This is a genomic window from Serratia sp. 2C06 (assembly GCF_050037615.1).
Lineage (GTDB): Bacteria > Pseudomonadota > Gammaproteobacteria > Enterobacterales > Enterobacteriaceae > Serratia > Serratia ureilytica.
Genome location: NZ_CP188299.1, coordinates 4,790,925 through 4,813,688, shown reverse-complemented (window position 1 = coordinate 4,813,688; position 22,764 = coordinate 4,790,925). Strand labels below are relative to the sequence as shown.

Genomic DNA, 22,764 nt, shown 5'->3' with positions numbered 1-22,764 from the left:
CTGTTCGAAAATTAACCGGCATCTTCGATACTTAAAGATAATCGCTTCAGCTGCAGGCAGGTGATGATCATGACTCAGATCTACACGGTGGCCGATTATCTGCTCGATCGTCTGGCCCAGATTGGCATCCGCCACGTCTTCGGCGTGCCGGGGGATTACAACCTGCAATTCCTCGATCACGTCATCGCTCATCCGCAAATCACCTGGGTAGGCTGCGCCAACGAACTGAACGCCGCCTACGCCGCCGACGGCTATGCGCGTTGCAAACTGGCCGCGGCGCTGCTCACCACCTTCGGCGTCGGGGAGCTGAGCGCGCTGAACGGCGTGGCCGGCAGTTATGCCGAATACCTGCCGGTGATCCACGTGGTGGGCACACCGGCGCAGCGTGCCCAGCGCGCCGGCGATTTGCTGCACCATTCGCTGGGCGATGGCGACTTCACTCACTTTGCGCGGATAGCCAAAGAAGTCAGCGTCGCACAGGCCAACCTGACCGCCGACAACGCCGCCAGGGAGATTGACCGCCTGATCGACGCCGCCTTGCTGGAGCATCGTCCGGTTTATCTGATGCTGCCCAGCGACGTAGCGGAAGCGCCGCTGCCGGGCAAACCGGCGCCGCTGATGCTGCGCCAGGCCAGGCTGTCGCGGAGCGCATTGCAGGCGTTTATCGCCGCAGCGCGTGAAAAGCTGCAATCGGCACGGCAAGTGTCATTGCTGGCGGACTTTCTGGCGGACCGCTTTGGCGTTGAAACGGCGCTGGATAACTGGATGCAGGAGGTGGCTATCCCGCACGCCACGCTGCTGCTCGGCAAGGGCGTGCTGGATGAGAACCGCGACGGTTTTGTCGGCACCTACAGCGGCGGCGCCAGCGCTGCGGCGACCAAAGCGCTGATTGAAAATGCCGATGTCGTGATCACCGTTGGCGTGCGTCTCACCGACACCATTACCGGAGGATTCACACATCATCTGCCGGCGGAAAAATGCATCGATATCCAACCGTTCGAAGCCTGGGTCGGTCGTCAACGGTTCCGCCGCATCCCGATGTGCGCCGCCGTGCAGGCGCTGCACCGCCTGACTCTGTCGCTGGCGTCGCGCTGGCCGTTGCCGACGATCGGCCGTCCGGCGCTGCCGGAAGGCGATGGGGAAGGGTTGGATCAGCACGCCTTCTGGCGGCAGATACAGGATTTCCTGCGGCCGGGGGATATCGTGCTGGCCGAGCAGGGCACGGCCTGTTTCGGCGCCGCGACCTTGACGCTGCCGCGCGGCAGCCGGATGATCGTGCAGTCGCTCTGGGGCTCGATCGGCTATACCTTACCGGCGACCTTCGGGGTGCAAACCGCCGAACCACAGCGCCGGGTGGTGCTGTTGATCGGCGACGGCGCCGCGCAATTGACCGTGCAGGAGCTGGGATCGATGCTGCGCGACGGGCTTAAACCGGTGATCTTCGTGCTGAATAATCAGGGCTACACGATTGAACGCGCTATCCACGGGCCGGAGCAGAGTTACAACGACATCGCCCGGTGGAACTGGACGCAGCTGCCAACGGCATTGGCCGGTGGGCGGCCGGTGACGGCGTTGCGGGTCAGTCAGCCGGAGGCGCTGCGCCAGGCGCTGAGTGAGGCGGCGCAGGGCGACCGGCTGGCTTTCATCGAAGTGATGCTGCCGAAGATGGATATTCCCGAACTGCTCGATACGATCTCGCGCGTCATTCAGTCGCGCAACGCCGCCGCCTGAGCCGCGTCGTCTTCCAGCAATCGCTCCAGCATCCAGTACCCCGCCGGGCCCGGCGGGGTCAATTTGGACCATACCGCATCCACCGAAATCAGTTTGGGCCAGCCGCGCGGGCGCAGCTGGGTGAGCCTGCCGTGGCCGTATTGTTGCACCAGCCAGTGCGGCAGCACCGCCCAACCGAATCCCTGTTCCGCCATCTCCAGCAACAGCAGATAGCTGGGCGCCGACCAGACCAGCCCGCCTTGTCTGGCCGCTTCGGCGCCGGTGTAAGTATTCAGGATCAGCTGACGAGTGCTGGATAATTGCTCCGGGGTCGGCGCGGCGACCTGCGCCAGCGGATGCTGATGGGCGACGAACAACCCCATTTCGGTCTGCTCAGGCAGGCGGGAGAAGGCGATATCCGGCGGATAGGTTTTTTGCACTTCCACCATGCCCAAATGCGCGCGGCCGCTTTGCAGTAGATCGATAACGTCGCCTTCCTCGGCGATCATCCATTCCAGCTCAATCTCCGGGTAACGTTGTTCAAACCGCTGCATCAGGCTGTCGTGATGCTTCGGTTGGTAGGTATCGGAAAATACCATGCTCAGGCGCGGTTCGACATTGCCCGCCAGCTGAATGCTCAGCGCGTCGAGTCGCTCGCTGGCGGCGAGGATCTCCTGCACGTGCCCCAGCACCTTGCGGCCGGCGGCGGTGAGCACCGGTTGGCGCGCACTGCGATCGAACAGCGTCAATGCCAGGTCGGCTTCCAGATTGGCGATGGCGGTGCTGACGGTGGATTGGCTTTTGCGCAGCTTGCGCGCGGCGGCGGAAAATGAGCCGAGGGCGGCGGCTTCAACGAACGCCTGTAACGCTTCCGGTGAATAGTGCATATATCTACTTTATAGATGGAACCTATTTTTAATCTACCCAAAAAAGCGATGATAATCACCTGGCTTTCGCAACAACTGTTGAAAAAAAGGTGATGTATGCAACTGCAAAACAAGTCTCTCATTGAACGTATCGTCCACGCCGTCGGTTTCGAGGCCATCGCCGTGATGGTTTGCGCCCCGCTGGGCGCGTGGTTGTTGAACCGCTCAATGGTGCAGGTCGGTGCGTTGGCGGTGATGCTCTCCACCGTCGCGATGCTGTGGAACATGGTTTACAACACGGTGTTCGACCGCCTGTGGCCGGTCAGCCGGGTGGTGCGTAACCTGAAGGTGCGTGCGCTGCACGCCGTCGGCTTTGAAGCCGGTTTTATCCTGATCGGCGTGCCGATCGCCGCCTGGATGCTGAGTATCTCCTGGGCGCAGGCGTTTATGCTGGAAATCGGTTTCTTCCTGTTCTTCCTGCCGTACACCATGGCCTATAACTGGCTGTACGACACGCTGCGCCAGCGCTGGTTCGAAGCGCGCCAGCCGATCAATTCCGGCGCCAAATAAGGCGTCGTCAGCCCGGCGATTCTCAGGTAAGGTCAGAGGATCGTCGGAAAATGCTGAGGAACGAAGGATGAAAGTGTTGGGTCTGCTGGGCGGCATGAGTTGGGAATCCACCATTCCGTATTACCGCACCATCAACGAGCAGGTAAAGGCGCGCCTCGGTGGGCTGCATTCGGCCAAAATCGTGCTCTACAGCGTCGATTTTCAGGAGGTTGAACGCTTGCAGCACCAGGGCGATTGGGACGGCGCCGGTCGGCTGCTGGCCGCCGCCGCGGTGGCTTTGCGCGCCGCCGGCGCCGAAGCTATCGTGATCTGCACCAACACCATGCACAAGGTGGCGGAGGCGGTCGAGCAGGCCAGCGGCCTGCCGCTGATTCACATCGCCGACGCCACGGCGCTGCAGGTGCGGGAAAAAAACATTCGCCGCGTCGGGCTGTTGGGCACGCGCTTTACCATGGAGCAGACCTTCTACCGAGGCCGCCTGCAGGAATTGCACGGCATCGATGTGGTGACGCCGGTCAGCGCCGATCGTGACATCGTACACCGCATCATCTATGACGAACTCTGCCTCGGCAAAATTCGCGACGCCTCGCGCGACGAGTATCGCCGGATCATCAGCGATCTGGAACAACAGGGCGCGCAGGGGATTATTTTCGGCTGCACCGAGATAGGGTTGCTGGTGAGCGAGCGGGATGCCTCGGTGCCGGTGTTCGACACCACCGCGATCCACGCTCGCGCCGCCGCGGCGTTCGCGCTGGCCTAATCGTCGTGCGGCGGTTGCCGGCGGTTCACCAGCATCAAGGGTTTGCCCGCCAGCGCCAGCCAGGCGGGCAGCATCACGATGCACAAGATCGGCAGCAGGTGCAGATCCGGCACCACCGCCACCGCCATGAACAGGCTGAGCCAGCCGTCGCGCGTGACCACCAGCACCAGCCCCATGATGGCGCAGGAGACGGTGATCGCCGCCGGCACCGCCGGAACGTGCTGGTGCAGCATCAGCCCCAGCGCCACGCCGACGAACACCGCCGGGAAGATGCGCCCGCCGCGAAAGCCGCAGGCGGCGGCGATCACCAGCGCCGCCAGCTTGGTCAGGGTAACGGCCAACAGCGCCGGCACCGAATAGTTGCCGTCTGCCGCGAGGCGCTTCATTTCATCCAGCCCTTTGAACAGGGTAATCTCACCGCCCACCAGCGCCAGCAGGCCCAGCACAAAGCCCCCCAGTCCTAGCATCAACACCGGATTCTTCATCGAATGGAACAGGCGGTGAACGTGCGGGAAGCACCACAGCGCCACCATGCCGAGCGCGATGGCGATCAGCGCCACGATGGCGCCGCTGAAGATGTCCGGCAGTCGCGTTACGTCGTAGGCGTCGAGCTGCAGGGCGAAATTGGGCACGAAGAACATCTGGGTGGTGACCGCGCCGGCGGCGGCGGCCACCAGCGGGGCGAACAGCCGATCCCACAGCGGCGTTTCGTTATTGCCCGCCAGGGTTTGCGAGAAGATCAGCGCGGCGGCGACCGGCGTGCCGAACATCGCGCCGATGGTGCCCGCGGCCGCCAGGATGATCCAGTCCATGCGCGGCACCTTAGGCAGCAGGCGCGCCCCCGCCGCCGCCACCAGCGCGATATTGATGGCGGTGATCGGGTTCTCCGGCCCCAGGCTGACGCCGCCGGCCAGGCCGACGATCAGCGCCAATCCCAGCCCCGGCAGGGCGGAGAGCGGCAGCGGCATGCCGATCAGCGATTCCGTCGCCGGATCCGGCCCGGCATGGCCCGGCATGTAGCGCACGATCAGGCCGACCGCCACGCCGGTCAGCGTCAGCATGCCGAGCGGCCACCAGGGTGCCTGGGCGTCCAGGCTCAGCGCGTCGGGCAGCGTCACCCACAGCCATTGCTGCAGCGTAGCGGCGACTTTCATCATCAACAGCAGCACCAGACTGGAGGCGGAACCGATAATCAGCGCAGGCAAAGCAAAGGCCAACATGGCATTGGCGCGCGGATGCAGCATGGATAATCCCTTGTCGATGCCTCCATGCAGGGCAGGGAGAGCGGGTGGTTGGACAGTGACCACAGCTTGCCAGACTATCGGCGAGCAGGCACGCATTGATATTGCCCGGCGTCGATGACGGTTAACAGTCACGGCGGCGCGTTTTTTGCCGCAATTTGTTTCAAATCGCGGCTTGGCGGGCCAGCTGAAACGTTTTTTGTGATCCGGATCGCTATTGGGGCGCAGATCCGAGGCGGGTGATTGTTGTTTTCGCAGCAGGATTTTACAGTGTGGGCAGCTTTTTATTTTTCATTTTGCGGAGACGAAATCAATGACCTATGCCCTCGTAGGTGATGTTGGCGGCACCAATGCCCGCCTGGCGTTGTGCACTGTTGCGACGGGTGAGATTACCCAGGCGAAAACCTATTCCGGCCTGGAGTTCGACAGCCTGGAAGCGGTGATCCGCCACTATCTGAAAGCGTGCGATATCGAGGTGCAGGACGCCTGTATCGCGATCGCCTGCCCGGTGACGGAAGACTGGGTTGCGATGACCAACCACAGCTGGGCGTTCTCTATCAAAGAAATGAAGGCCAACCTGGGGTTGAGTCATCTGGAAGTGATCAACGATTTCACCGCCGTCTCGATGGCGATCCCGATGCTCTCGCCGGACGACGTGCTGCAGTTTGGCGGCGGCGATGCACAGCCGGGCAAACCGATCGCGGTGTACGGCGCCGGCACTGGGCTGGGTGTTGCCCACCTGGTGCAGGTCGATCGCCGCTGGGTCAGCCTGCCGGGCGAGGGCGGCCATGTCGATTTCGCACCGAACAGCGAAGAAGAAGACATTATTCTGGAGGTGCTGCGCGGTGAAGTGGGGCACGTTTCCGCCGAGCGCGTGCTGTCCGGGCCGGGCCTGGTCAACCTGTATCGCGCCATCGTCAAGGCGGACAACCGCCTGCCGGAGAAACTGGAGCCGAAGGACATTACCGAGCGGGCGCTGGCCGACAGCTGCATCGACTGCCGCCGTGCGCTGTCGCTGTTTTGCGTGATCATGGGGCGCTTCGGCGGCAACCTGGCGCTGAATTTGGGCACCTTTGGCGGCGTGTACATCGCCGGCGGCATCGTGCCGCGCTTTATGGAATTCTTCAAGGCCTCGGGTTTCCGCGCCGCCTTCGAAGATAAAGGGCGTTTTCGTGACTATGTGCGAGACATTCCGGTGTTCATGATAACCCATGGCCAACCGGGCCTGCTGGGAGCCGGCGCGCATCTGCGCCAGACGCTGGGCATGCAGCTGTAAGCAACGCGGCGGCACGATAAAAAAAGGGGCGCAACCCGCAGGTTGCGCCCCTTGTCGTTTTCGCGGGGTATCAGGCTTTGGCCAGCTCTGCCGCCTGTGCCGTTTCTTCGCTTTCCACTTCCACGGCTTTCGGCGCTTTGATGAACAGCGTAATCAGCAAGGAGGCGGCGGACAGGACGCCAATCACCATGAAGGTGGCGTGGAAGCCGCCGAAGTATTTGGCGACGAACGAACCGGCCAGCGCGCCCAGGCCGAAGCCCTGGTAGATGATGCCGTAGTTCTTGCTGTGGTTTTTCAGACCGAAGAAGTCGCCGACAATCGCCGGGAACACGGTGATGTTGCCGCCGAAGCAGAAGGCCACCGCGCCGACGCAGATGAAGAACAGCGTGTGGTTCAGAGTCATGAAGCTCAGGGCGACAATCGCCAGCACGGTAACCAGCATGGTGAAGCTGATGACGCGCATACGGCCCACTTTATCGGACAGCGTCCCCAGGATGATGCGGCCGGCGGTGTTGAAGATGGCGACGGCGGACACGGTGTTGGCGGCGGTGGCCAAGTCCATCCCGGCCAGTTGAACGCCCATGTCTTTCACGATGCCAATCAGATACAGACCGCTCATGCAGGCGGCAAAGAAGATGGTGAACAGCAGGTAGGCTTCTTTGGTGGCCAGCATCTGGCGCACGCTGAAGTCGTTGCCCAGACCGTTGGCGCCTGGCTGTGCGGCGTTGGTCGCCAGCACCGGCTCTTTCAGCAGCAGGGAGCCGACGACGATCAGGCCCATCACGATGGCACCCCAGTAGAAGAAGGCGCCGGAAACGCCGACGTCGGCGATCAGGGCGGCATTGACGTATTTGAACAGCAGGCTGCCGCTGCCGAAGGCGCCGACGGAGATGCCGGAAATCAGGCCTTTGTTGGCCGGGAACCATTTGATCAGGTTGGACAGGGTGGAGATGTAGGCGATACCGACCGCAAAGCCCACCACCACGCCGGCCAGCAGGTAGATCATGTCGAGAGAGCTGACGTGGGCGCTGGCGATAAGGCCCAGGCCGACCAGGATGCCGGAGCACAGCGTCAGGTTGCGGATGCCGAAGCGTTCTTGCAGCTTACCGGCGAACAGCGTGGCGAAGGCCAGGAAGAAGCTGGTGATGGAGAAGGTGGTGGCGACGTCCGCCAGCCCCCAGTGGAACTTGTCGACCAGCGGCTGGTTGAACAGGCTCCAGGTGTAGATGGTGCCCAGACCCATCTGACAGATGATGGTGCCGAGAACGATTAAGCTGCGATTTGCCGGTTTGGTGTTCATGGCCGGTCTCCTTCCTGTGTGTGCGTTGCCGGGCGTGAGCCGTTGGCTGAAATTTGCGGGGTGAATCAGCGTTCCCGCGGTATGGGCTTATTATATGGCCGGCCCCTGCGGCGGGCGGCGGATCGGGAATGAGTTGCACGACGGAAGGAATGAAATGCATTTTATGCGGCGTGAGTTGCCGTTTTTGCGCCTGAAAGCCCGTGAAATGCCGGGGGTGACACGTGATCTACATCAAAGATATCAACGATTTATTGTTAATCGCCGGTGAACGATTGTGGTGGAATTGTGAAGGATGCGTCTGAAAGGCGTAAATCGGCATTGCGCCTATAGAGCGGCGGTGAGCGCGGGGCTATGTTATCTGCGATCGGACAAGGTCCGCTCTGCAGGAGCCATGAAATGAAAAAAACGCTGTTGTTACTGGCTGCGCTGCTGGCGCTGCCGCTGGCGAGCCAGGCCGACGTCTCCATCGGCGTGAACGTGCCTGGCCTGTCGTTGCATATCGGCGATCGCGACAATCGCGGCCATTACTGGGACGGCTATCGCTGGCGCGATCCGCGCTGGTGGGCCGATCACCGCCGGTATGAACGCCCGCGCGGGTACTATTACGGCCAGCCGCCCCGGGTGATTTACTACGGGCCGCCGCGGCGCGACCGGCCGCATTACCGCATGCCGCCACCGCCGCCGCCGGGGTATTACTACCGTCCGGGCCCGCGCTGGTAAGCGCTTACAGGCGCATCAGCTTGCGGAACTCTTTCACCTTGCTGCGGCTGACCGGCACTTCAAACTCGAGATCGCTCAGCCGCAGAATGTAGGTATTGTTGAACCAGGGCACGATCTCGCGGATCTTCGCCAGGTTAACGCAGTAAGAGCGGTGGCAGCGGAAGAAATGCTCTTCCGGCAGCCGGCCGTAAAACTCGGTGATGTTCATCGGCATCACGAACTCTTCCCGGCGGGTATAGACCCGCGTCACCTTTTCATCGGCGGCGGCGTAATAGATGTCGTTGATGTCGGTAACGATGATCCGCTCGTCTTTGATCAGGTTGATGCTGTGGCTGCCGCGGCTCGGCGCGCTGGCCGGCTCCGTCGCGCCGGCGGGGCGATGATGCAGCGCCTCCAGCTTTTGCAGCATGGTGACGATGCGCGCCTCGTGATAGGGCTTGAGGATATAGTCGAACGCTTCGATCTCGAACGCTTCCACCGCGTGCTCTTTATAGGCGGTGATGAACACGATAGACGGGCGATGCGCGAATTTGCTGATGTTTTGCGCCAGCAACACGCCGTCCAGCGACGGGATGTTGATGTCGAGGAAAATGGCGTCGACCTGGTGGGTCTGCAGGTATTTGAGGACGTCGAGGCCATCTTCGAAGGTGGCGACGATATCGATATTGCTGTGTTTCTTGATCAGGTAGCTGAGTTCTTCCTGCGCGAGGAATTCGTCTTCCACGATAATGGCTTTCATGAGGCCTCCCCGACCGGCGGCGCGCTCGGCTCCTGATGCAGCTTGCCGCCGTTTTTGCTGATGTAGAACGCGATTTCGGTGCCCGGCTCCAGGCGGCGGATATGCAGCCCTTCACCGTACAGCAGCGACACGCGGTGGTGTACGTTGAGCAGGCCGATATTGTGGCCCGGCATCTCGTTGCGCGCCACCCGATCGATGGTTTCCTGATTGATGCCGTGGCCGGTATCTTTCACCGATATTTTCACCCGGTCGCCCTGATCTTTCACTGCGATCACCACTACCCCTTTGCCCTTGCAGGGCTGGATGCCGTGCACGATGGCGTTCTCCACCAGCGGCTGGATCAGCAGACTCGGAATGCGCACCGAGACGTCGTCGTCGATGTCGTAAATCACCGTCAGCTTGGCGCCGAAACGCGCCTGTTCGATGGCGATGTAATCCTGGATCTGATGCAGTTCCTTGCGGATATCGATCAGTTCGTCGTTCAGCTCCAGGTTGTAGCGCAGGTAGCGCGACAGGTTGATGATCAGCTGGCGCGCGGTGTCCGGATTCAGGCGGATGGAGGAAGAGATGGCGTTCAGCGCGTTGAACAGGAAGTGCGGGTTAATCTTGCTCTGCAGCGCGCGCATTTCGGCTTTATCCGCCATCTGACGCAGGTGCTCGATGCGCGAAACCTCCATCTGGGTGGAGATGATCTGCGACAGCCCGACCGCCATCACCTTCAGCGTGTTGGTGATCTGGTGAGCGTGGCAGTAGTAAATTTTCAGCGCGCCGGTCACTTCGCCTTTTTCCCACAGCGGCACCACCAGCTGCGAATGGATCTGCGGCGCGGCCGGGTTTTCCAGGTTGTTTTTGATGATGATTTTGCCGTGGCGAATGCTTTCGCGAGTGACGCGGCTCAGCCCTTCGCGGCCGATCGGGTAGGCTTCGCGCCCTACGCCGACGTAAGCCAGCACCTGATGGGTATCGGTGATCGCCACCGCGTCGGCGCGGATATCCTGGCGGATGATATCGCAGATGGTGGCCAGCGATTCGCTGTTGATGTTGCGGAAATAGGGCAGCGTCTTGTGGGCGATATCCAGCGCCAGCTTGGCCTGGCGCGCGGCGATCACTTCTTTCTCATCCTCGACGCTCTGCACCAGCAGCACGATCAGGCCGATGCACACCGTGCCGAGGATCATCGGCAGGGCGATCTGCGACACGATGTCCAGCCCGAGCTCGGTCGGCTTGGCCCACAGCACGATCAGCAGCATGGTGAGGGATTCGCACAGCATGCCGCCGACGATGCCGGCGCGCCAGCGCTGCTCTTTTTTGACCTTGAGGTTGATGTAACCGGCGCTGATGCCGGCGATGATGCTGGTGATAAGGCAGGGCACCGAGGTGATGCCGCCGATGTCGATCAGATAACGGTGCACCCCAGCGATGATGCCGGTGACGATCCCCACCCAGGGGCCGAACAGGATGCCGCCGGCCATGATGGCGATGACGCGCACGTTGACCAGCGAGCCCTCAACGTTGATGCCGGAGTAGGTGCTGAACAGCGCGAACAGCGAGAAGATTGCCGTGACGATGCCGAGCTCAAGCGGCGTATGGTCTTCTTTTTGCAGCAGTTGGCGGAACAGCCGGGTGCGGGTCAGGAAAAACAGACAGATCAACATCAGCGCGGCGCGATCAAACACCGCCAACAGCATTTCAAAAAAAGGGTGCACGACGGGTTCTCGCTGCGGCCTACGGATGACGGCAGTATACCACAGCGAGAGAGGCCCGTGGCTGGGGGCGGCGGTCAGCGCATCCCGAGCTGCGCTTTGCCCAGCGGCGTCAGCAGCTCGACGGTGGCGCGGCCCTCGAAATCGACCTCGAAATCGTCGGGGGCGAAGTCCGGCGGCGTTCTGCCGTCGATAAAGCTCGGCAGCTGGCGCTGCAGATAGGCGTCGTTTTTCTCGCAGCCCGGCGCGGCGGCGATGTACATCACGTTGCTGTCGAACTCGCCGTTATGTTCGTTCTCCACCGCGTGGATCACATCGCAGTGCCAAAAGACCGTGTCGCCCGGCTCCAGATCGGGAATAGGGGAAATCCCGCTTAATAAAAGGGGATGCCATTTTTCCGAGATCGACAGCGCGCGACCCAGCGCCGCATCGCACAGATCGTCATCGGCGACGTCGTCCTGCAGCGCGCGCAGCAGCACATAGGCCATGGCGTTGGCGATTGGCACCAGGTTCAGCGTGCCGGCGTTGGTGCGCTGCGGCGTCAGCGCCGTCCAGCCCTGGAAGGTGCGGAACATCGAGCAGACCGCCGGAGAGGCTATCTCGCGCACTTCGGTGCGGCCGTCGGCGGCGAAGGGATCGTACTGCTGCCAGTCGCCGGAGAAGACGTGGCGATACACATAGCGGAAGTTCTCGTCCAGCCAGCGCTCGATGGTGCCGCTGTCGACGTGCGGCGACAGGCCCAGCGACGAGGAGTTCGGCGGGCGGCGGCGGGTGCGATCGGCGTAGGTGGCGACGCGAGTCGGATCGAAATGCTGTTTGCCGTTGCTTTCGGTGGCCCACAGGCTGTTGAGGAACACCTGCACCGCATGCATGCGCGCGTCCTGCCGCGCTTCAACCTGCGGTTTTGACCAATAGATGCCGTAGATCTGTGGCTTGCTGGCGGCCAGCTTGCCGAAATAGTTGTCTTCGGCGGCGTTCTTCAATCGCTCGACGAAGTTGTTGCGATCGAGGTAATCGCCGATTTCTCGGTTCCAGCCCTCGGCTTTGGCGCGCGGAAACACCCCGCGAATAGCGCAGGCGCCGCGTTGTTTGATCAGCGCTTTTTGTTGTTCAGTGACGCGCTGCTGCAGGATATCTTCCGCGTCAATTTGCGGCACCGGGTTGTGGCCGGCGGCCAGTTCGCGGCGAATCTGTTCGACCTGGCCGCGGATGTTCTCTTCCAGCGCCTGGAATACGTCGCGATAGTTGGGCAATGCCTGGCGCAGCTGACGCTTGACGTTAACGATCGCCTGCGGAATATCGTCGATGACTAAAGAGGCCATGGTGTTCTCCTGATGCCGCGTGGGTAACGGCGGCGGGCAGTTGTAGGGAATCGGGCAAGACGTTATGGTTTTGTGGTTTTAACGTAAATGATTATCGGCAACCAATCGGGGAAAATAAAGAGATATCTTTCATTCGTAAGTTCCTCTTTTTCGTTTTTCGGAGATTTTATGAAGCTGGTCACTGAACGTCTGCAGTTACAGTCGATAACCGCCGAGGATTGGCCGCTGTTTCTGCGCCTGTACCAAGATCCCGAGGTGATCCGTTACATCTCCGATCCGCGCAGCGAAGCGGAGATCCGCGCACGGTTCGAGGAGCGCCTGCCGGTCTGGGACAAACACGGCGACCAGTGGCTGTGCCTGGTGATGCGTGAGAAGCACAGCGGAGAGGCGGTGGGCATTACCGGCTTTCGCCCGCACTGGGCGCCGTATCGGCAGGCGGAAGTGGGATATGGGAGTTTGCCTTCCGGGCAGGGCAAGGGCTATGGCAAGGAGTCGCTGCGGGCGGTGCTGGATTTTGCGGTGAACGCCTGCGGTTTTCACAAGCTGACCGCCACCGTGACCGCCGGTAACGTCGCCTCGCGCGGCCTGCTGGAGTCGTGTGGTTTCCAGCTGGAGGGCACGCTGCGCGACAACTACCGTCTGGCGGATCAGTGGTGCGACGACTGGCTGTTCGGGCTGCTGGCGGCGGAGTTTCAGAGCGCTAAATAAAAATATCGCGCAGGGTATCGACAAGCTCGTCGGCGCTGCGCTATGTTCGATATTCGGTCAGTTCGCTGGCCAGCGTCGCTCGGACGGTCCGGGCGCTAACGTCTATCGAGGAATCCCCTATGGCTGATAACAGTCCACAGCGCCGTTTCACGCGCATTGAACGCCTTCCCCCTTACGTATTCAACATCACCGCCGAACTGAAGATGGCCGCACGCCGTCGCGGCGAGGATATTATCGACTTCAGCATGGGTAACCCCGACGGCCCGACGCCGCCGCACATCGTGGAAAAACTGTGCGCCGTCGCCCAGCGCGACGACACCCACGGTTATTCCACCTCGCGCGGCATTCCGCGCCTGCGCCGCGCCATTTCGCGCTGGTATGCCGATCGTTATCAGGTGGATATCGATCCGGAAAGCGAAGCCATCGTCACTATCGGTTCGAAAGAGGGGCTGGCGCACCTGATGCTGGCGACCCTCGATCACGGCGATACCGTGCTGGTGCCGAACCCCAGTTACCCGATCCACATTTACGGCGCGGTGATCGCCGGCGCTCAGGTGCGCTCGGTGCCGCTGGTGGACGGCGTGGATTTCTTCGGTGAGCTGGAGCGCGCCATTCGCGAAACCATTCCGCGCCCGAAAATGATGATCCTCGGCTTCCCGTCCAACCCGACAGCCCAGTGCGTGGAGCTGGATTTCTTCGAGCGGGTGGTGGCGCTGGCCAAGCAGTACAACGTGCTGGTGATCCACGATCTGGCCTATGCCGATATCGTCTATGACGGCTGGAAAGCGCCGTCGATCATGCAGGTGCCGGGGGCGAAAGACATTGCGGTGGAGTTCTTCACCCTGTCGAAAAGCTACAACATGGCCGGCTGGCGCATCGGTTTCATGGTCGGCAATCCCGAACTGGTCAGCGCGTTGGCGCGCATCAAGAGCTATCACGACTACGGGACCTTTACGCCGCTGCAGGTGGCGGCCATCGCCGCGCTGGAAGGCGATCAGCAGTGCGTGCGCGATATCGCCGAACAGTATCGGCAGCGCCGCAATGTGTTGGTGAAAGGGCTGCATGAGGCCGGCTGGATGGTGGAAAACCCGAAGGCGTCGATGTACGTCTGGGCGAAAATTCCCGAACCTTATGCCCATCTCGGTTCGCTGGAGTTCGCCAAACGCCTGTTGGCGGAAGCCAAGGTTTGCGTTTCGCCGGGCATCGGCTTCGGCGACTATGGCGATACCCATGTGCGCTTCGCGCTGATCGAAAATCAGGACCGTATTCGCCAGGCGGTGCGCGGCATCAAGGCCATGTTCCGCGCGGACGGGTTGCTGATGCCGGGCAAAGGCGGCGGCGCCAAATAATCCTGTCAGGCCGGACGTTTGTCCGGCCTTATTTTTTCCCGTCCCAAGGTTTTCTTCATTATTTCCCCATTATGCTCGACTACGCTGAATTTTATTTTTTGGATAGAGTGTATGAGCAACCGCTACGCGCGATCGCAAATCGTTTTACATTGGTTGACGCTGCTGATGGTGATCCTCACCTACGCGGCGATGTTGCTGAAGGATTCGGTGCCGGAGGCGTGGGCGCCGCTGGTCAAAAATCTGCACTTTAATTTTGGGGCTTCGGTTTTTGCCCTGATGCTGATTCGGCTGGCGGTGCGCACCCTCCACGCGACGCCACCGACCACGCCGCCGCTGGAGGAATGGCAGGAAGTGGGCGCCAAGATCTTCCATTGGCTGCTGTACGTGGTATTCCTGATGTTGCCGCTGCTGGGCGTGTTAACCCTGGCCTACGGCGGGAAATCGTGGACTTTACTGGGGTGGCCGGTACCGCAATGGGTGACGCCGGATCCGGTGATGCGCAAGCTGGTTAAAACGGTTCATGAGACGCTGGCGAATATCGGCTACTTTATCATTGGCGCGCATGCGCTGGCGGCGCTGTATCACCACTACCTGCGCAAGGACGACACCCTGCGCCGCATGATGCCGGGCAAATAACGGCGAACGACGGAAACGACAAAGGGACGCTCGCGCGTCCCTTTGGCTGTGTTCCCGGTCAGGCAACCATCAACATGAAGGTGCCAACCCAGGCAACCAGCATGAATGACACGCCCATCAAAAAATATTTCACTGAACAACTCCTGTCTGGAGTCCTCGCCAGCAATGATCCCGATTGTTGTGCTGAGTGTTTTATGGGCAACCTGTTTGTCGGGCGGGTTCTTCCAAACGAAAGAACAACGTCCTCGCGCGCGGGTTGTCCGGTTGTCGCGCCTCATGCTCCGTGAGGTAAAATCCGAACCGCGACAGGATCGGCGCTAATGTACTCTCAATACTGGTCTGATTTCAATACTGTGTTTTTGATCACAATTTTTGGCTGTTTTTTGAACAGGGTGCGCTGTTTTATAACGCTTTTTATCGGCGGGCGACAGGAACTAGCCCGCCGTGGCGGGCTGTAAAATAAGGGATGAAGCAATGCAGCGGCAGGCGCTCAGGCGACGGCGTTGATGCCGGTCGCCAGAATGACCCAAAAAACGAGACAAGACAGCAGAATAACGGCCCAAATATGACGGCGACTCCACTCCATTTTTAGCCTTCGTTGTTGCGACAGAGGATTAGGTAACGATCACATCGGCGCAAATGGAGGAAAATTTAGCCCCTGCGGATAATATTTTGCTTACCTGTTGCTAACTTATTGGCAAACTTCACTTATTGTCACGCGCACGTCGTAGCCCAACAGATACAGCGCCTGCTCCAACGCTTCCACCTTCGAGGCGTAACCGATATCCAGCAACCGCTCCATTTGCCCGCCGTTGAAACCCAGCTTGCGCGCCAGCGCCGCTTTACCGGTGTTTTTGCGCAGCATGGCGTTATGCAGTTCGATTTTCAGCGCCACCAGCGCCGGCAGGTGTACCCTCAACTCATCGGCTTGCAGAGGAGAAGGGGCGGGCAGGGGCAAACCTTCATCCATCGTGGCGGCGATGGCGGCCAACAGGCTTTCCTGCGCCTCCAGTTCGATGTCTTCGCGTTTATAGCAGGCGGTTTGCCACTCGGGGAAGTCGCGAAAACCGATCTGCCAGGCGTCGCTGTCGCGATCGAAGGCGTAATGGGCGAAGTAATGGCTGAACATGGCGATCCCTGATTAAAACCTGAATGAGGCGCTATTGTGACGGCACGGCCGGCGGATAGCCATAGCCTTGAGCGGAATGGCGCTCAATCGGTCTGTTCACGCGGCTTGCGTCGCAGCCCGTCGGGCGGCAACAGCAGGGCGCAGACCATGACTGCCAGACTGAACAGCGGCAGCCAGCGCGCTACCGGGCCGGGGGAGTAGTTGTTGAGCACCGAGCAAACATAGCACGCTACGGCCAACGCCCAACCGGGCAGGCCGATATCGTTGAGTCGGAATGCGGTTTTGGCCATGAACCACGTGACCAGGCCGAAACAGAACAACGCCCACACCATAATGCACAGCAGATACAGCAGCACCGAGACGAATTCGGCGCCGTCGCCGTGCGCGTGGGCGCGAAAATGGTTTTTATCCAGATAGGTCGACAGAAACGACAGCAGCACGATACCGATGGCGAAGATCGCCAGCGAGAAAATAAACGGTTTGCGCGAGATGCGCCCACGGTACAGGTCTTTGGCGAGTTGTCCGAGAGATTCCATCACAGTCCATTGTCGTGATCATTGCGGCGATAGCCGGGTGGCAAGCAGTCGGGCATTTTATCGGGGCAAACGTGGGCGTCAAGGTGATAACTTTTCTCATTTAGTTGCGGTTGAGATTCAGCGCGGCCGCACCGGGCGTTCTTTGCCCGTGCAAAACGTCACAATTTGGCACGTTTGGCTACCTGACGCGGTCATTGGCGGCATAATCCTGTTTGTTCGCGTTGAACAATGCATTAACATAACTCCCACTTATCTCTTGCATGGCTATATGGATATCCGATGCGTCACCTGGTTGCGCTTTTACCGCTGATTACCTTGCTTGCTGCCTGTAGCAGCACGCCGAAACCCAGTACCACCGCTACGCCGCAGAGCGCCCCGGTAAAGGGCGGCTTTTTGCTGAGCCCGGCGCACAGCGGCGCGCCGCTGGGTGGGGATTTCGCCAATAACCCGAATACCGCGCGCTTTATCGAGAAGATGGTGCAGGAACACGGTTTTGACCGGCAGCAGCTGCACGACGTGCTGGCGCAGGCTCGGCGATTGGATTCGGTGCTGCGGCTGATGGACAGGCAGGCGCCGACGCCGTCTACCCAGTGGCCAACCGGGCCGAATGGCTCCTGGCTGCGCTACCGCAACAAGTTCATCACCCCGGATAACGTGCAAAACGGCGTAGTGTTCTGGAATCAATATCAGGATGCGCTGCAGCGCGCCTGGCAGGTGTACGGCGTGCCGCCGGAGATTATCGTGGGGATTATCGGCGTGGAAACCCGTTGGGGCCGCGTAATGGGTAAAACCCGCATTATCGATGCGCTGGCGACGCTGGCCTTCGACTACCCGCGCCGCGCCGATTACTTCGCCGGTGAGCTGGAAACCTTCCTGCTGATGTCGCGCACCGAAGGTGACGATCCGCTCGAGTTGCGCGGCTCCTTCGCCGGTGCGATGGGCTATGGGCAGTTCATGCCTTCTTCCTTCAAAAGCTACGCGGTAGACTTCAACGGCGATGGGCATATCAACCTGTGGGATCCGGTCGATGCCATCGGCAGCGTGGCCAATTACTTCAAGGCGCACGGCTGGTCTAAAGGCGAGCCGGTCGCCATTCAGGCCAACGGCCAGGCGCCGGGATTGGAAAACGGCTTCAAGACGCGCTACTCGGTCGCCGCACTGGCTGAAGCCGGCCTAAGCCCGCAGGGATCGCTCGGTGATAATCAGGAAGCCAGTCTGCTGCGGCTGGACGTCGGCACCGGCTACCAGTATTGGTACGGCCTGCCGAACTTCTACACCATCACCCGCTACAACCACAGTACCCACTACGCCATGGCGGTGTGGCAACTGGGCGAAGCGGTAGGGCGCTCGGCGCGCGGCGGCTTCTGACGCTGCTTCAATCAACGAAAAAGGCCGCTTACGCGGCCTTTTTTACGTTCTGAGCAATCAGAAATCGTAACGCAGACGCACCACGGTCATATCACCGAGGTTGTCGGTGCTCGATGTCAGCACGTGCTCTACGTCAACGCGGAAGCCGTAGTCAAACTGTACGGTCACCCCGAGGCCGTTGTCGATGCGCTGATAGTTGCGGCCGCTGATGTATTCCAGGCGGTCGCCCATGAAGTACGGCATCACCGATTTCACGGCATACTGACCCACCGGCACGGTATAACCGGCCAGGTATTCGATACCCCACGCATCGCCGGCGAAGTAATTATTGACGTCGGCTTTCTTGGTGGTCAGGAAGTCGTTGTAGTAACCGCCGCCGAAGGTGAGCGTCCAGTTGTCCGGTTTCCAGCTGATGGCGGTACCGAAAATGTTCTGGTCATAACTCTTGCTACCGCTGGTGGACGGGTTGCGCATTTCGGCGCGGGTGTAGTTCCAGGCGGTACCCCAGGTCAGATCCTGTGTAATGTGGTAATCCACACCCAGTGAGCCGCCGCCTTTGCGCTTATAACGCAGGCCGTTGCCCGGCAGGTAGTCGCTGTCGCTGAACAGGTACGACGCATAAACGTCCGCATCGCCGAAGCGGTTCTTGTACTTCAGCATTTTGCGTGAACGGTAAGAGCCGTCGTAGTCGCCATTGATGCCGTTGCCCGGTGCCTGGGCCAGCATGTCGTAGTCCCAGATATCGGTCTTGGCGCCAACCACATCATAGTAAACGCTGTTCTGCTGACCGAAGGTCATCTGGCCCCAGGTGTTGCTTTTCAGGCCGGTATACAGCATACGGCGGCTGGTGTTTCTCGCACCGTCGGCATAGTGGTGATCCCAGTCAAACAGCGCAGGAATGTTCACGCCCAACTCGTAGTAGCTGATCCAGCTGATATCGTCGAACAGGTAGTAGTCCGCCGCGAAACGGAAACGGGTGCCGCCGTCGAAGCCGTTACGTTTGTACGAGCCCTTGTCACCGTCGCCCGTCATGTTGTTGAACTGAGGACGGATACTGCCGCCAACGGTGAAGTTCAGGCGGCTGAGCGGATCGCCGGCCTGTGGGTCTTGCTTCAGCAGAGTGATTTCCGCCTGAGCGGCGAACGACGCGCTGCCGATCGCCAGACCCAGCGCCACCGCTTGAGTCACTACGCGCAATTTCATTGCCATGTGTTATCCCTGTTTTATGTATGACCGTCACATCAGCGCCGCCATGCCGATGTTTTGCGCAGAACGCTGCGTTTTTACGCATTTTGACGGTTTTTTTTGGTGTTTTAGCGGCGGGCGGCATTTGTAACATAAACGGTGAGATAAATAATTACTTTTCTTGCTAATTATTGGCCGGTTTTTGACCATTTCGTGCGGTGAAAAGGGCCGCTTTTCATGCCCTTCGATTCGGATGAATTCATTTAACGCCAAGGTTTATATTTTTCATTTGTCAGTCACCAACCCCAGCCTGTAATTTCAGCCATGCAAGAGATAATTAATTCCAGCCTGTCACCGCCGTATTAACGTGAGGCATTTTTGCGTAATCGGTTGGCAGGAATAAGCGATTGGGAGGTCGCCATGAGAAACCTGTTAATGTTGTTGGTGGGGCTGTTTTCATTACCGGCGATGGCGGCGGAGTCGCACGTCTGCCATTCTCAAGCTTATGATTATGCAGAGGTTAGTAAGCTAAGGTTGTCTGACGACACTCTGTTTTTCTGCCGCGGCGTGGGGCGCCTGACGATCCCGGAATTGGCGCGAAAAGGCTGGAAGGTGATTCACCTGGCGCAGCAAACTGAATATACCGACTCCGTCGACAGCGATGGCGAAGTTATTAAGCTTTATCAGGAAATCGTGGTGTATAAAGAATAACGCGACGGCAGCCTGTGATTATTTCAACGGCGGCGGGAACCCTATTATGAATGCAAGAATCGGTATCGACGGCAGGGCTGCCGCCGCCATGGTGATGCTATGCGCCATTTGGGGAATGCAGCAGGTGGCGATCAAGGCCGCCGAGCCGGATGTGTCGGCGGTGCTGCAAATTGCCATTCGCTCTGGTCTTGCCGCGCTGGGGGTTTACCTGCTGGCGCGCTGCCGCGGCGAGTGCTTCACCTGGGATCGCGCCACGCTGAGCGCCGGTTTGAGCGTAGGGGCATTGTTCGCGCTGGAGTTCTTTTTTGTCTCCGAAGGGCTGCGCTATACCAGCGCTTCGCATATGGCGGTGTTTTTGTATACCGCGCCGCTGTTTTCCGCTCTCGGCCTGCATTTTCTGATTCGCCAGGAACGCCTGTCGTCGGTGCAGTGGCTTGGCATGCTCATCGCCTTTGGCGGCGTGGTGTTGGCCATATCGGGCATGGCTGAGGGCAGCGGCGCTGCAGCTCGGTTGAAGGGCGATCTCTACGGTCTGCTGGCGGGGATCGCCTGGGGCGGTTCTACGCTGGTGATCCGTACCACGCGTCTGGCGGAGTGCCCGGCTAAACAGACGCTGCTGTTCCAGTTGACGGGCGCCTGCGTGCTGCTGTCGTTGCTGGCGATAGCGTCGGGCAATTTGCACGTCGTTCTGAGCCGGGTGGCCTGGAGCAGCCTGCTGTTCCAAACGGTGATCGTGTCGTTTTTCAGTTACCTGATCTGGTTTTCACTGTTGCGTCGTTATCAGGCGTCCTCGCTGGGCATTCTCACCTTTATGACGCCGGTATTCGGCATCCTGGCCGGCGTCGTCATGCTCGGCGAGCCGCTGCAAATTGAGTTTGTATTGGGTGCCGTGCTGATCGTGCTGGGGTTAATCGTGGTGAGTTGTTCATATCTTATTTATTTTGACCGTAGGGTGGCACCAAAAATATAAATTATGGATGTTGATGTACAGAATTACCAAATAAGCTGCGAAAGCCAATTCATTATTCAGATGCAAATATCCCGCTATGCCTGGGGCGTGCCGTTGATTACGCTCAGCGATAACGGTGACTTTACCGTGATAAGAAGCCGAGGTTGGTCGAAATTGGCTAACGGGATGCCGCTGGAGGTTTATTACTTTGCCAATAATTCCCTGCTGACCTGGGATAAAAATCGCAAATATATCTCTTATTCAAAGGCCGGCCGGCTCTATGCCTGCGCGTTGCATTTTTCTTATTCTCCCAAAGTATGGCGATAACCCTCTGGCCATCAGACCAGAGGGGATATTTTCATGATCCACTGCTTAAACGCGAGGATCTTCGGCCACTGCCGCTCGGAGATGGTCGAGGTAAAATAGCAGTGTTCGCAGGGCACGGTCATATCGGCGAACGGAATGATCAGCTCGCCGCTTTTGATCCAGTCCTGCACCAGATTAAGCCGCCCCATGGCGACGCCAAGGTGCCGCGTAGCGGCCAGCACCGCGAGATCGGAACGGTCGAACTCCATACTTTTACTGTCGGTATCCAGCCCCAGCGCAAAGTGTTGTGACCAGGTTTGCCACTCATCTTCGCCGGAGTTGTAGCGATCGTGCAGCAGCGTACAGTGAGCCAGGTTTTCCGGCGCATCATACAGATTGTGTGCGGCGGCGTACTGCGGCGTGCAGATCGGCACCATCGATTCCTGCATAAAGGCTTCTTCCAGATGCCGCCCCGAGCGCAGTTTGCCGAAGTACATCGCCAGATCCACGCCGCGGTTGGCCAGGTTGATGATTTCCTGCCCGGTCAGAATGTTGAGGTGAATGGTGGGGTGCTGGGCGATAAAATCGCCGATGCGCGGCAGCAGCAGACATTGCACCAGGGACGGGTGCGAGTAGAGGGTCAAGGTCCCCGTCAACTCGCGATTTTTGATGTCCAGGATTTCCTGATTCAAGGTGTTGAAGGAGCTGTCCAGCGCCCATTGCATGCGCTCGCCCTCCGGCGTCAGCGTAATTCTGCGATGAAAGCGTTGGAATAGCAGAAACCCCAATTCCTTTTCGAGCAAATTAATGCGGTGGCTCACGGCGCTGGGGGTGATCGACAATTCTTGTGCCGCCAGCGCAAAAGATAAATGACGGGCGACGCATTCGAAAGTATGCAGCCTGGAAAATTGATAGCTGGTCAGCGGGGTCGCCCGCTGCGAATGTTTTTTACTGGGGAACATGCTATTTCTCCGTGCGCATAATCCGGCAATATTAACATTTAATGGTGCGGAGGATAAACCCAGCCTGATTGATATATTCGGTTTTTATGCCGAGGGATTTCGTTATGTTGAGGGTAAATTAACTTACTGGCATAACACGCGGAAATAACAGACACAGGGGGCGTTGACTGAGAGGCGATGATAATCAGCAATAGGACGAATATAATAAAAGAGGTGCCGTTAAGCAGCGAGTAAAGGCGGTGTGCGACAGCCTGAACGATAAAGGCTCATGTTCCATGCGGGATAGAATGGTTTCGCCATAATAATCCGTGGCATGGCGACGCAGAGCATGCGTTAAGCCCGGATGCCAACGAGAGGGAGGCAGCAATCCCCCGCCTGGCAAAGAACCGTGCCCGGTGGCTGCCCACCGGACACGGCATTCAGGGAAAAGTGGTTTGCTCGTCGGCGCCCATCAACGGCGACGCAGCAGCAGGCCGGCCAACAGACCTGCGCCGGCAACGAGTGCCAACGCGGCGAGGGGATTTTTCTTCATCATGCTGCCGGCGCAGCTCAGGGCGTCGCCGTATTTTTCTTGCAGCGCGCCCACTGCCTGGCGCGTGACGCCTTCGGCCTGCCAACGTTCGTTGCCGCTGACGTCGCCCGCGATTTCCTGCGCTTTGCCCGCCACTTTTTCCATCATGCCATTGGCTTTTTCGCTGTTCATTATGATGCGCTCCTT

At 59.6% G+C, this 22,764-nt stretch carries 24 protein-coding genes; 12 read left to right on the top strand and 12 right to left on the bottom strand.

The window, feature by feature from the left end; genetic code table 11:
* Nucleotides 1-69 precede the first annotated feature (69 nt).
* Nucleotides 70-1,731 carry an alpha-keto acid decarboxylase family protein gene (locus ACP3TA_RS23500; RefSeq protein WP_060660879.1) on the top strand — a complete coding sequence of 554 codons (1,662 nt, stop codon included), beginning with the start codon at nt 70-72 and terminating at the stop codon, nt 1,729-1,731.
* On the opposite strand, the gene ACP3TA_RS23495 is transcribed toward ACP3TA_RS23500, so the two are convergent.
* Nucleotides 1,707-2,597 carry a LysR family transcriptional regulator gene (locus ACP3TA_RS23495; protein WP_060660405.1) on the bottom strand — a complete coding sequence of 297 codons (891 nt, stop codon included), beginning with the start codon at nt 2,595-2,597 and terminating at the stop codon, nt 1,707-1,709. The two genes, ACP3TA_RS23500 and ACP3TA_RS23495, sit on opposite strands and share 25 nt — an antisense overlap.
* Nucleotides 2,598-2,693: 96 nt before the next feature.
* On the opposite strand from ACP3TA_RS23495, the gene ACP3TA_RS23490 reads away from it, so the two are divergent.
* On the top strand, nt 2,694-3,146 hold the full coding sequence (locus tag ACP3TA_RS23490; protein WP_016926809.1) for a multidrug/biocide efflux PACE transporter: 453 nt from the start codon (nt 2,694-2,696) through the stop codon (nt 3,144-3,146).
* 67 nt (nt 3,147-3,213) lie between these two features.
* The gene (locus ACP3TA_RS23485) at nt 3,214-3,906 is read left to right on the top strand and encodes an aspartate/glutamate racemase family protein (RefSeq protein WP_019453821.1); all 693 of its coding nucleotides are present in this window, start codon (nt 3,214-3,216) and stop codon (nt 3,904-3,906) included.
* Here ACP3TA_RS23485 and ACP3TA_RS23480 read toward each other — a convergent pair.
* Complete coding sequence (locus tag ACP3TA_RS23480; RefSeq protein ID WP_060660406.1) at nt 3,903-5,150, bottom strand: ion channel protein; 1,248 nt, start codon at nt 5,148-5,150, stop codon at nt 3,903-3,905. The genes ACP3TA_RS23485 and ACP3TA_RS23480 overlap by 4 nt on opposite strands.
* A gap of 310 nt (nt 5,151-5,460) precedes the next feature.
* Between ACP3TA_RS23480 and glk the strand changes: the two genes are divergently transcribed.
* Nucleotides 5,461-6,423, top strand: coding sequence for a glucokinase (gene glk, locus ACP3TA_RS23475; protein WP_025303754.1), 963 nt, complete (start codon nt 5,461-5,463; stop codon nt 6,421-6,423).
* Nucleotides 6,424-6,493: 70 nt separating this feature from the next.
* On the opposite strand, the gene ACP3TA_RS23470 is transcribed toward glk, so the two are convergent.
* Complete coding sequence (locus ACP3TA_RS23470) at nt 6,494-7,723, bottom strand: L-lactate MFS transporter (protein WP_033643939.1); 1,230 nt, start codon at nt 7,721-7,723, stop codon at nt 6,494-6,496.
* Nucleotides 7,724-8,119: 396 nt separating this feature from the next.
* On the opposite strand from ACP3TA_RS23470, the gene ACP3TA_RS23465 reads away from it, so the two are divergent.
* Complete coding sequence (locus ACP3TA_RS23465) at nt 8,120-8,443, top strand: DUF2502 domain-containing protein (RefSeq protein ID WP_426784446.1); 324 nt, start codon at nt 8,120-8,122, stop codon at nt 8,441-8,443.
* Nucleotides 8,444-8,447: 4 nt separating this feature from the next.
* Here ACP3TA_RS23465 and ACP3TA_RS23460 read toward each other — a convergent pair whose 3' ends face one another.
* The 3 genes from ACP3TA_RS23460 to ACP3TA_RS23450 all read right to left on the bottom strand — a co-directional run bounded on the left by ACP3TA_RS23460 (nt 8,448) and on the right by ACP3TA_RS23450 (nt 12,207).
* Nucleotides 8,448-9,182, bottom strand: a complete 735-nt coding sequence (locus tag ACP3TA_RS23460; protein WP_025303751.1) for a LytR/AlgR family response regulator transcription factor — start codon at nt 9,180-9,182, stop codon at nt 8,448-8,450.
* On the bottom strand, nt 9,179-10,870 hold the full coding sequence (locus tag ACP3TA_RS23455) for a sensor histidine kinase (RefSeq protein WP_025303750.1): 1,692 nt from the start codon (nt 10,868-10,870) through the stop codon (nt 9,179-9,181). The genes ACP3TA_RS23460 and ACP3TA_RS23455 overlap by 4 nt, the downstream gene beginning before the upstream one ends.
* A 92-nt stretch (nt 10,871-10,962) precedes the next feature.
* Nucleotides 10,963-12,207 (bottom strand): DUF1479 domain-containing protein, encoded by a 1,245-nt coding sequence (locus tag ACP3TA_RS23450; RefSeq protein WP_426784445.1) that lies wholly within the window; start codon nt 12,205-12,207, stop codon nt 10,963-10,965.
* Nucleotides 12,208-12,375: 168 nt separating this feature from the next.
* On the opposite strand from ACP3TA_RS23450, the gene ACP3TA_RS23445 reads away from it, so the two are divergent.
* From ACP3TA_RS23445 to ACP3TA_RS23435, 3 genes are all read left to right on the top strand, one after another.
* Nucleotides 12,376-12,915: a GNAT family N-acetyltransferase gene (locus ACP3TA_RS23445; protein ID WP_033643935.1), complete on the top strand. Its 540-nt coding sequence runs from the start codon at nt 12,376-12,378 to the stop codon at nt 12,913-12,915.
* Between the two features lie 119 nt (nt 12,916-13,034).
* Nucleotides 13,035-14,264, top strand: coding sequence for an alanine transaminase (gene alaC, locus ACP3TA_RS23440; RefSeq protein ID WP_033643934.1), 1,230 nt, complete (start codon nt 13,035-13,037; stop codon nt 14,262-14,264).
* 111 nt (nt 14,265-14,375) lie between these two features.
* A complete protein-coding gene (locus tag ACP3TA_RS23435) occupies nt 14,376-14,900 on the top strand; it encodes a cytochrome b (protein ID WP_033643933.1) in 525 nt (174 codons plus the stop codon).
* 58 nt (nt 14,901-14,958) lie between these two features.
* Here the strand turns inward: ACP3TA_RS23435 and ypdK are convergent, their stop codons facing one another.
* From ypdK to ACP3TA_RS23420, 3 genes are all read right to left on the bottom strand, one after another.
* Entirely contained in the window at nt 14,959-15,033 is a 75-nt protein-coding gene (ypdK, locus tag ACP3TA_RS23430) for a membrane protein YpdK (RefSeq protein ID WP_099782600.1), read from the bottom strand.
* Nucleotides 15,034-15,591: 558 nt separating this feature from the next.
* Nucleotides 15,592-16,029, bottom strand: a complete 438-nt coding sequence (locus tag ACP3TA_RS23425; protein WP_033651988.1) for an antitoxin HicB — start codon at nt 16,027-16,029, stop codon at nt 15,592-15,594.
* An 83-nt stretch (nt 16,030-16,112) separates the two neighbouring features.
* Nucleotides 16,113-16,565 (bottom strand): DUF805 domain-containing protein, encoded by a 453-nt coding sequence (locus tag ACP3TA_RS23420; RefSeq protein ID WP_033643931.1) that lies wholly within the window; start codon nt 16,563-16,565, stop codon nt 16,113-16,115.
* A 279-nt stretch (nt 16,566-16,844) separates the two neighbouring features.
* Between ACP3TA_RS23420 and mltB the strand changes: the two genes are divergently transcribed.
* Nucleotides 16,845-17,933, top strand: coding sequence for a lytic murein transglycosylase B (gene mltB, locus ACP3TA_RS23415; protein ID WP_426784444.1), 1,089 nt, complete (start codon nt 16,845-16,847; stop codon nt 17,931-17,933).
* Between the two features lie 57 nt (nt 17,934-17,990).
* Here mltB and ACP3TA_RS23410 read toward each other — a convergent pair whose 3' ends face one another.
* A complete protein-coding gene (locus ACP3TA_RS23410) occupies nt 17,991-19,142 on the bottom strand; it encodes a porin (RefSeq protein WP_025303743.1) in 1,152 nt (383 codons plus the stop codon).
* Nucleotides 19,143-19,538: 396 nt separating this feature from the next.
* On the opposite strand from ACP3TA_RS23410, the gene ACP3TA_RS23405 reads away from it, so the two are divergent.
* The 3 genes from ACP3TA_RS23405 to ACP3TA_RS23395 are packed head-to-tail and all read left to right on the top strand — an operon-like array spanning nt 19,539 to nt 21,105.
* Nucleotides 19,539-19,829: a hypothetical protein gene (locus ACP3TA_RS23405; RefSeq protein WP_033643929.1), complete on the top strand. Its 291-nt coding sequence runs from the start codon at nt 19,539-19,541 to the stop codon at nt 19,827-19,829.
* A 46-nt stretch (nt 19,830-19,875) separates the two neighbouring features.
* On the top strand, nt 19,876-20,799 hold the full coding sequence (locus ACP3TA_RS23400) for a DMT family transporter (protein WP_046687576.1): 924 nt from the start codon (nt 19,876-19,878) through the stop codon (nt 20,797-20,799).
* Nucleotides 20,800-20,802: 3 nt separating this feature from the next.
* The gene (locus ACP3TA_RS23395; RefSeq protein WP_042785132.1) at nt 20,803-21,105 is read left to right on the top strand and encodes a hypothetical protein; all 303 of its coding nucleotides are present in this window, start codon (nt 20,803-20,805) and stop codon (nt 21,103-21,105) included.
* An 11-nt stretch (nt 21,106-21,116) separates the two neighbouring features.
* Here the strand turns inward: ACP3TA_RS23395 and dsdC are convergent, their stop codons facing one another.
* Nucleotides 21,117-22,046, bottom strand: coding sequence for a DNA-binding transcriptional regulator DsdC (dsdC, locus tag ACP3TA_RS23390; protein WP_033651984.1), 930 nt, complete (start codon nt 22,044-22,046; stop codon nt 21,117-21,119).
* Nucleotides 22,047-22,497: 451 nt separating this feature from the next.
* Nucleotides 22,498-22,749 (bottom strand): CsbD family protein, encoded by a 252-nt coding sequence (locus ACP3TA_RS23385; protein ID WP_033643925.1) that lies wholly within the window; start codon nt 22,747-22,749, stop codon nt 22,498-22,500.
* Nucleotides 22,750-22,764 lie beyond the last annotated feature (15 nt).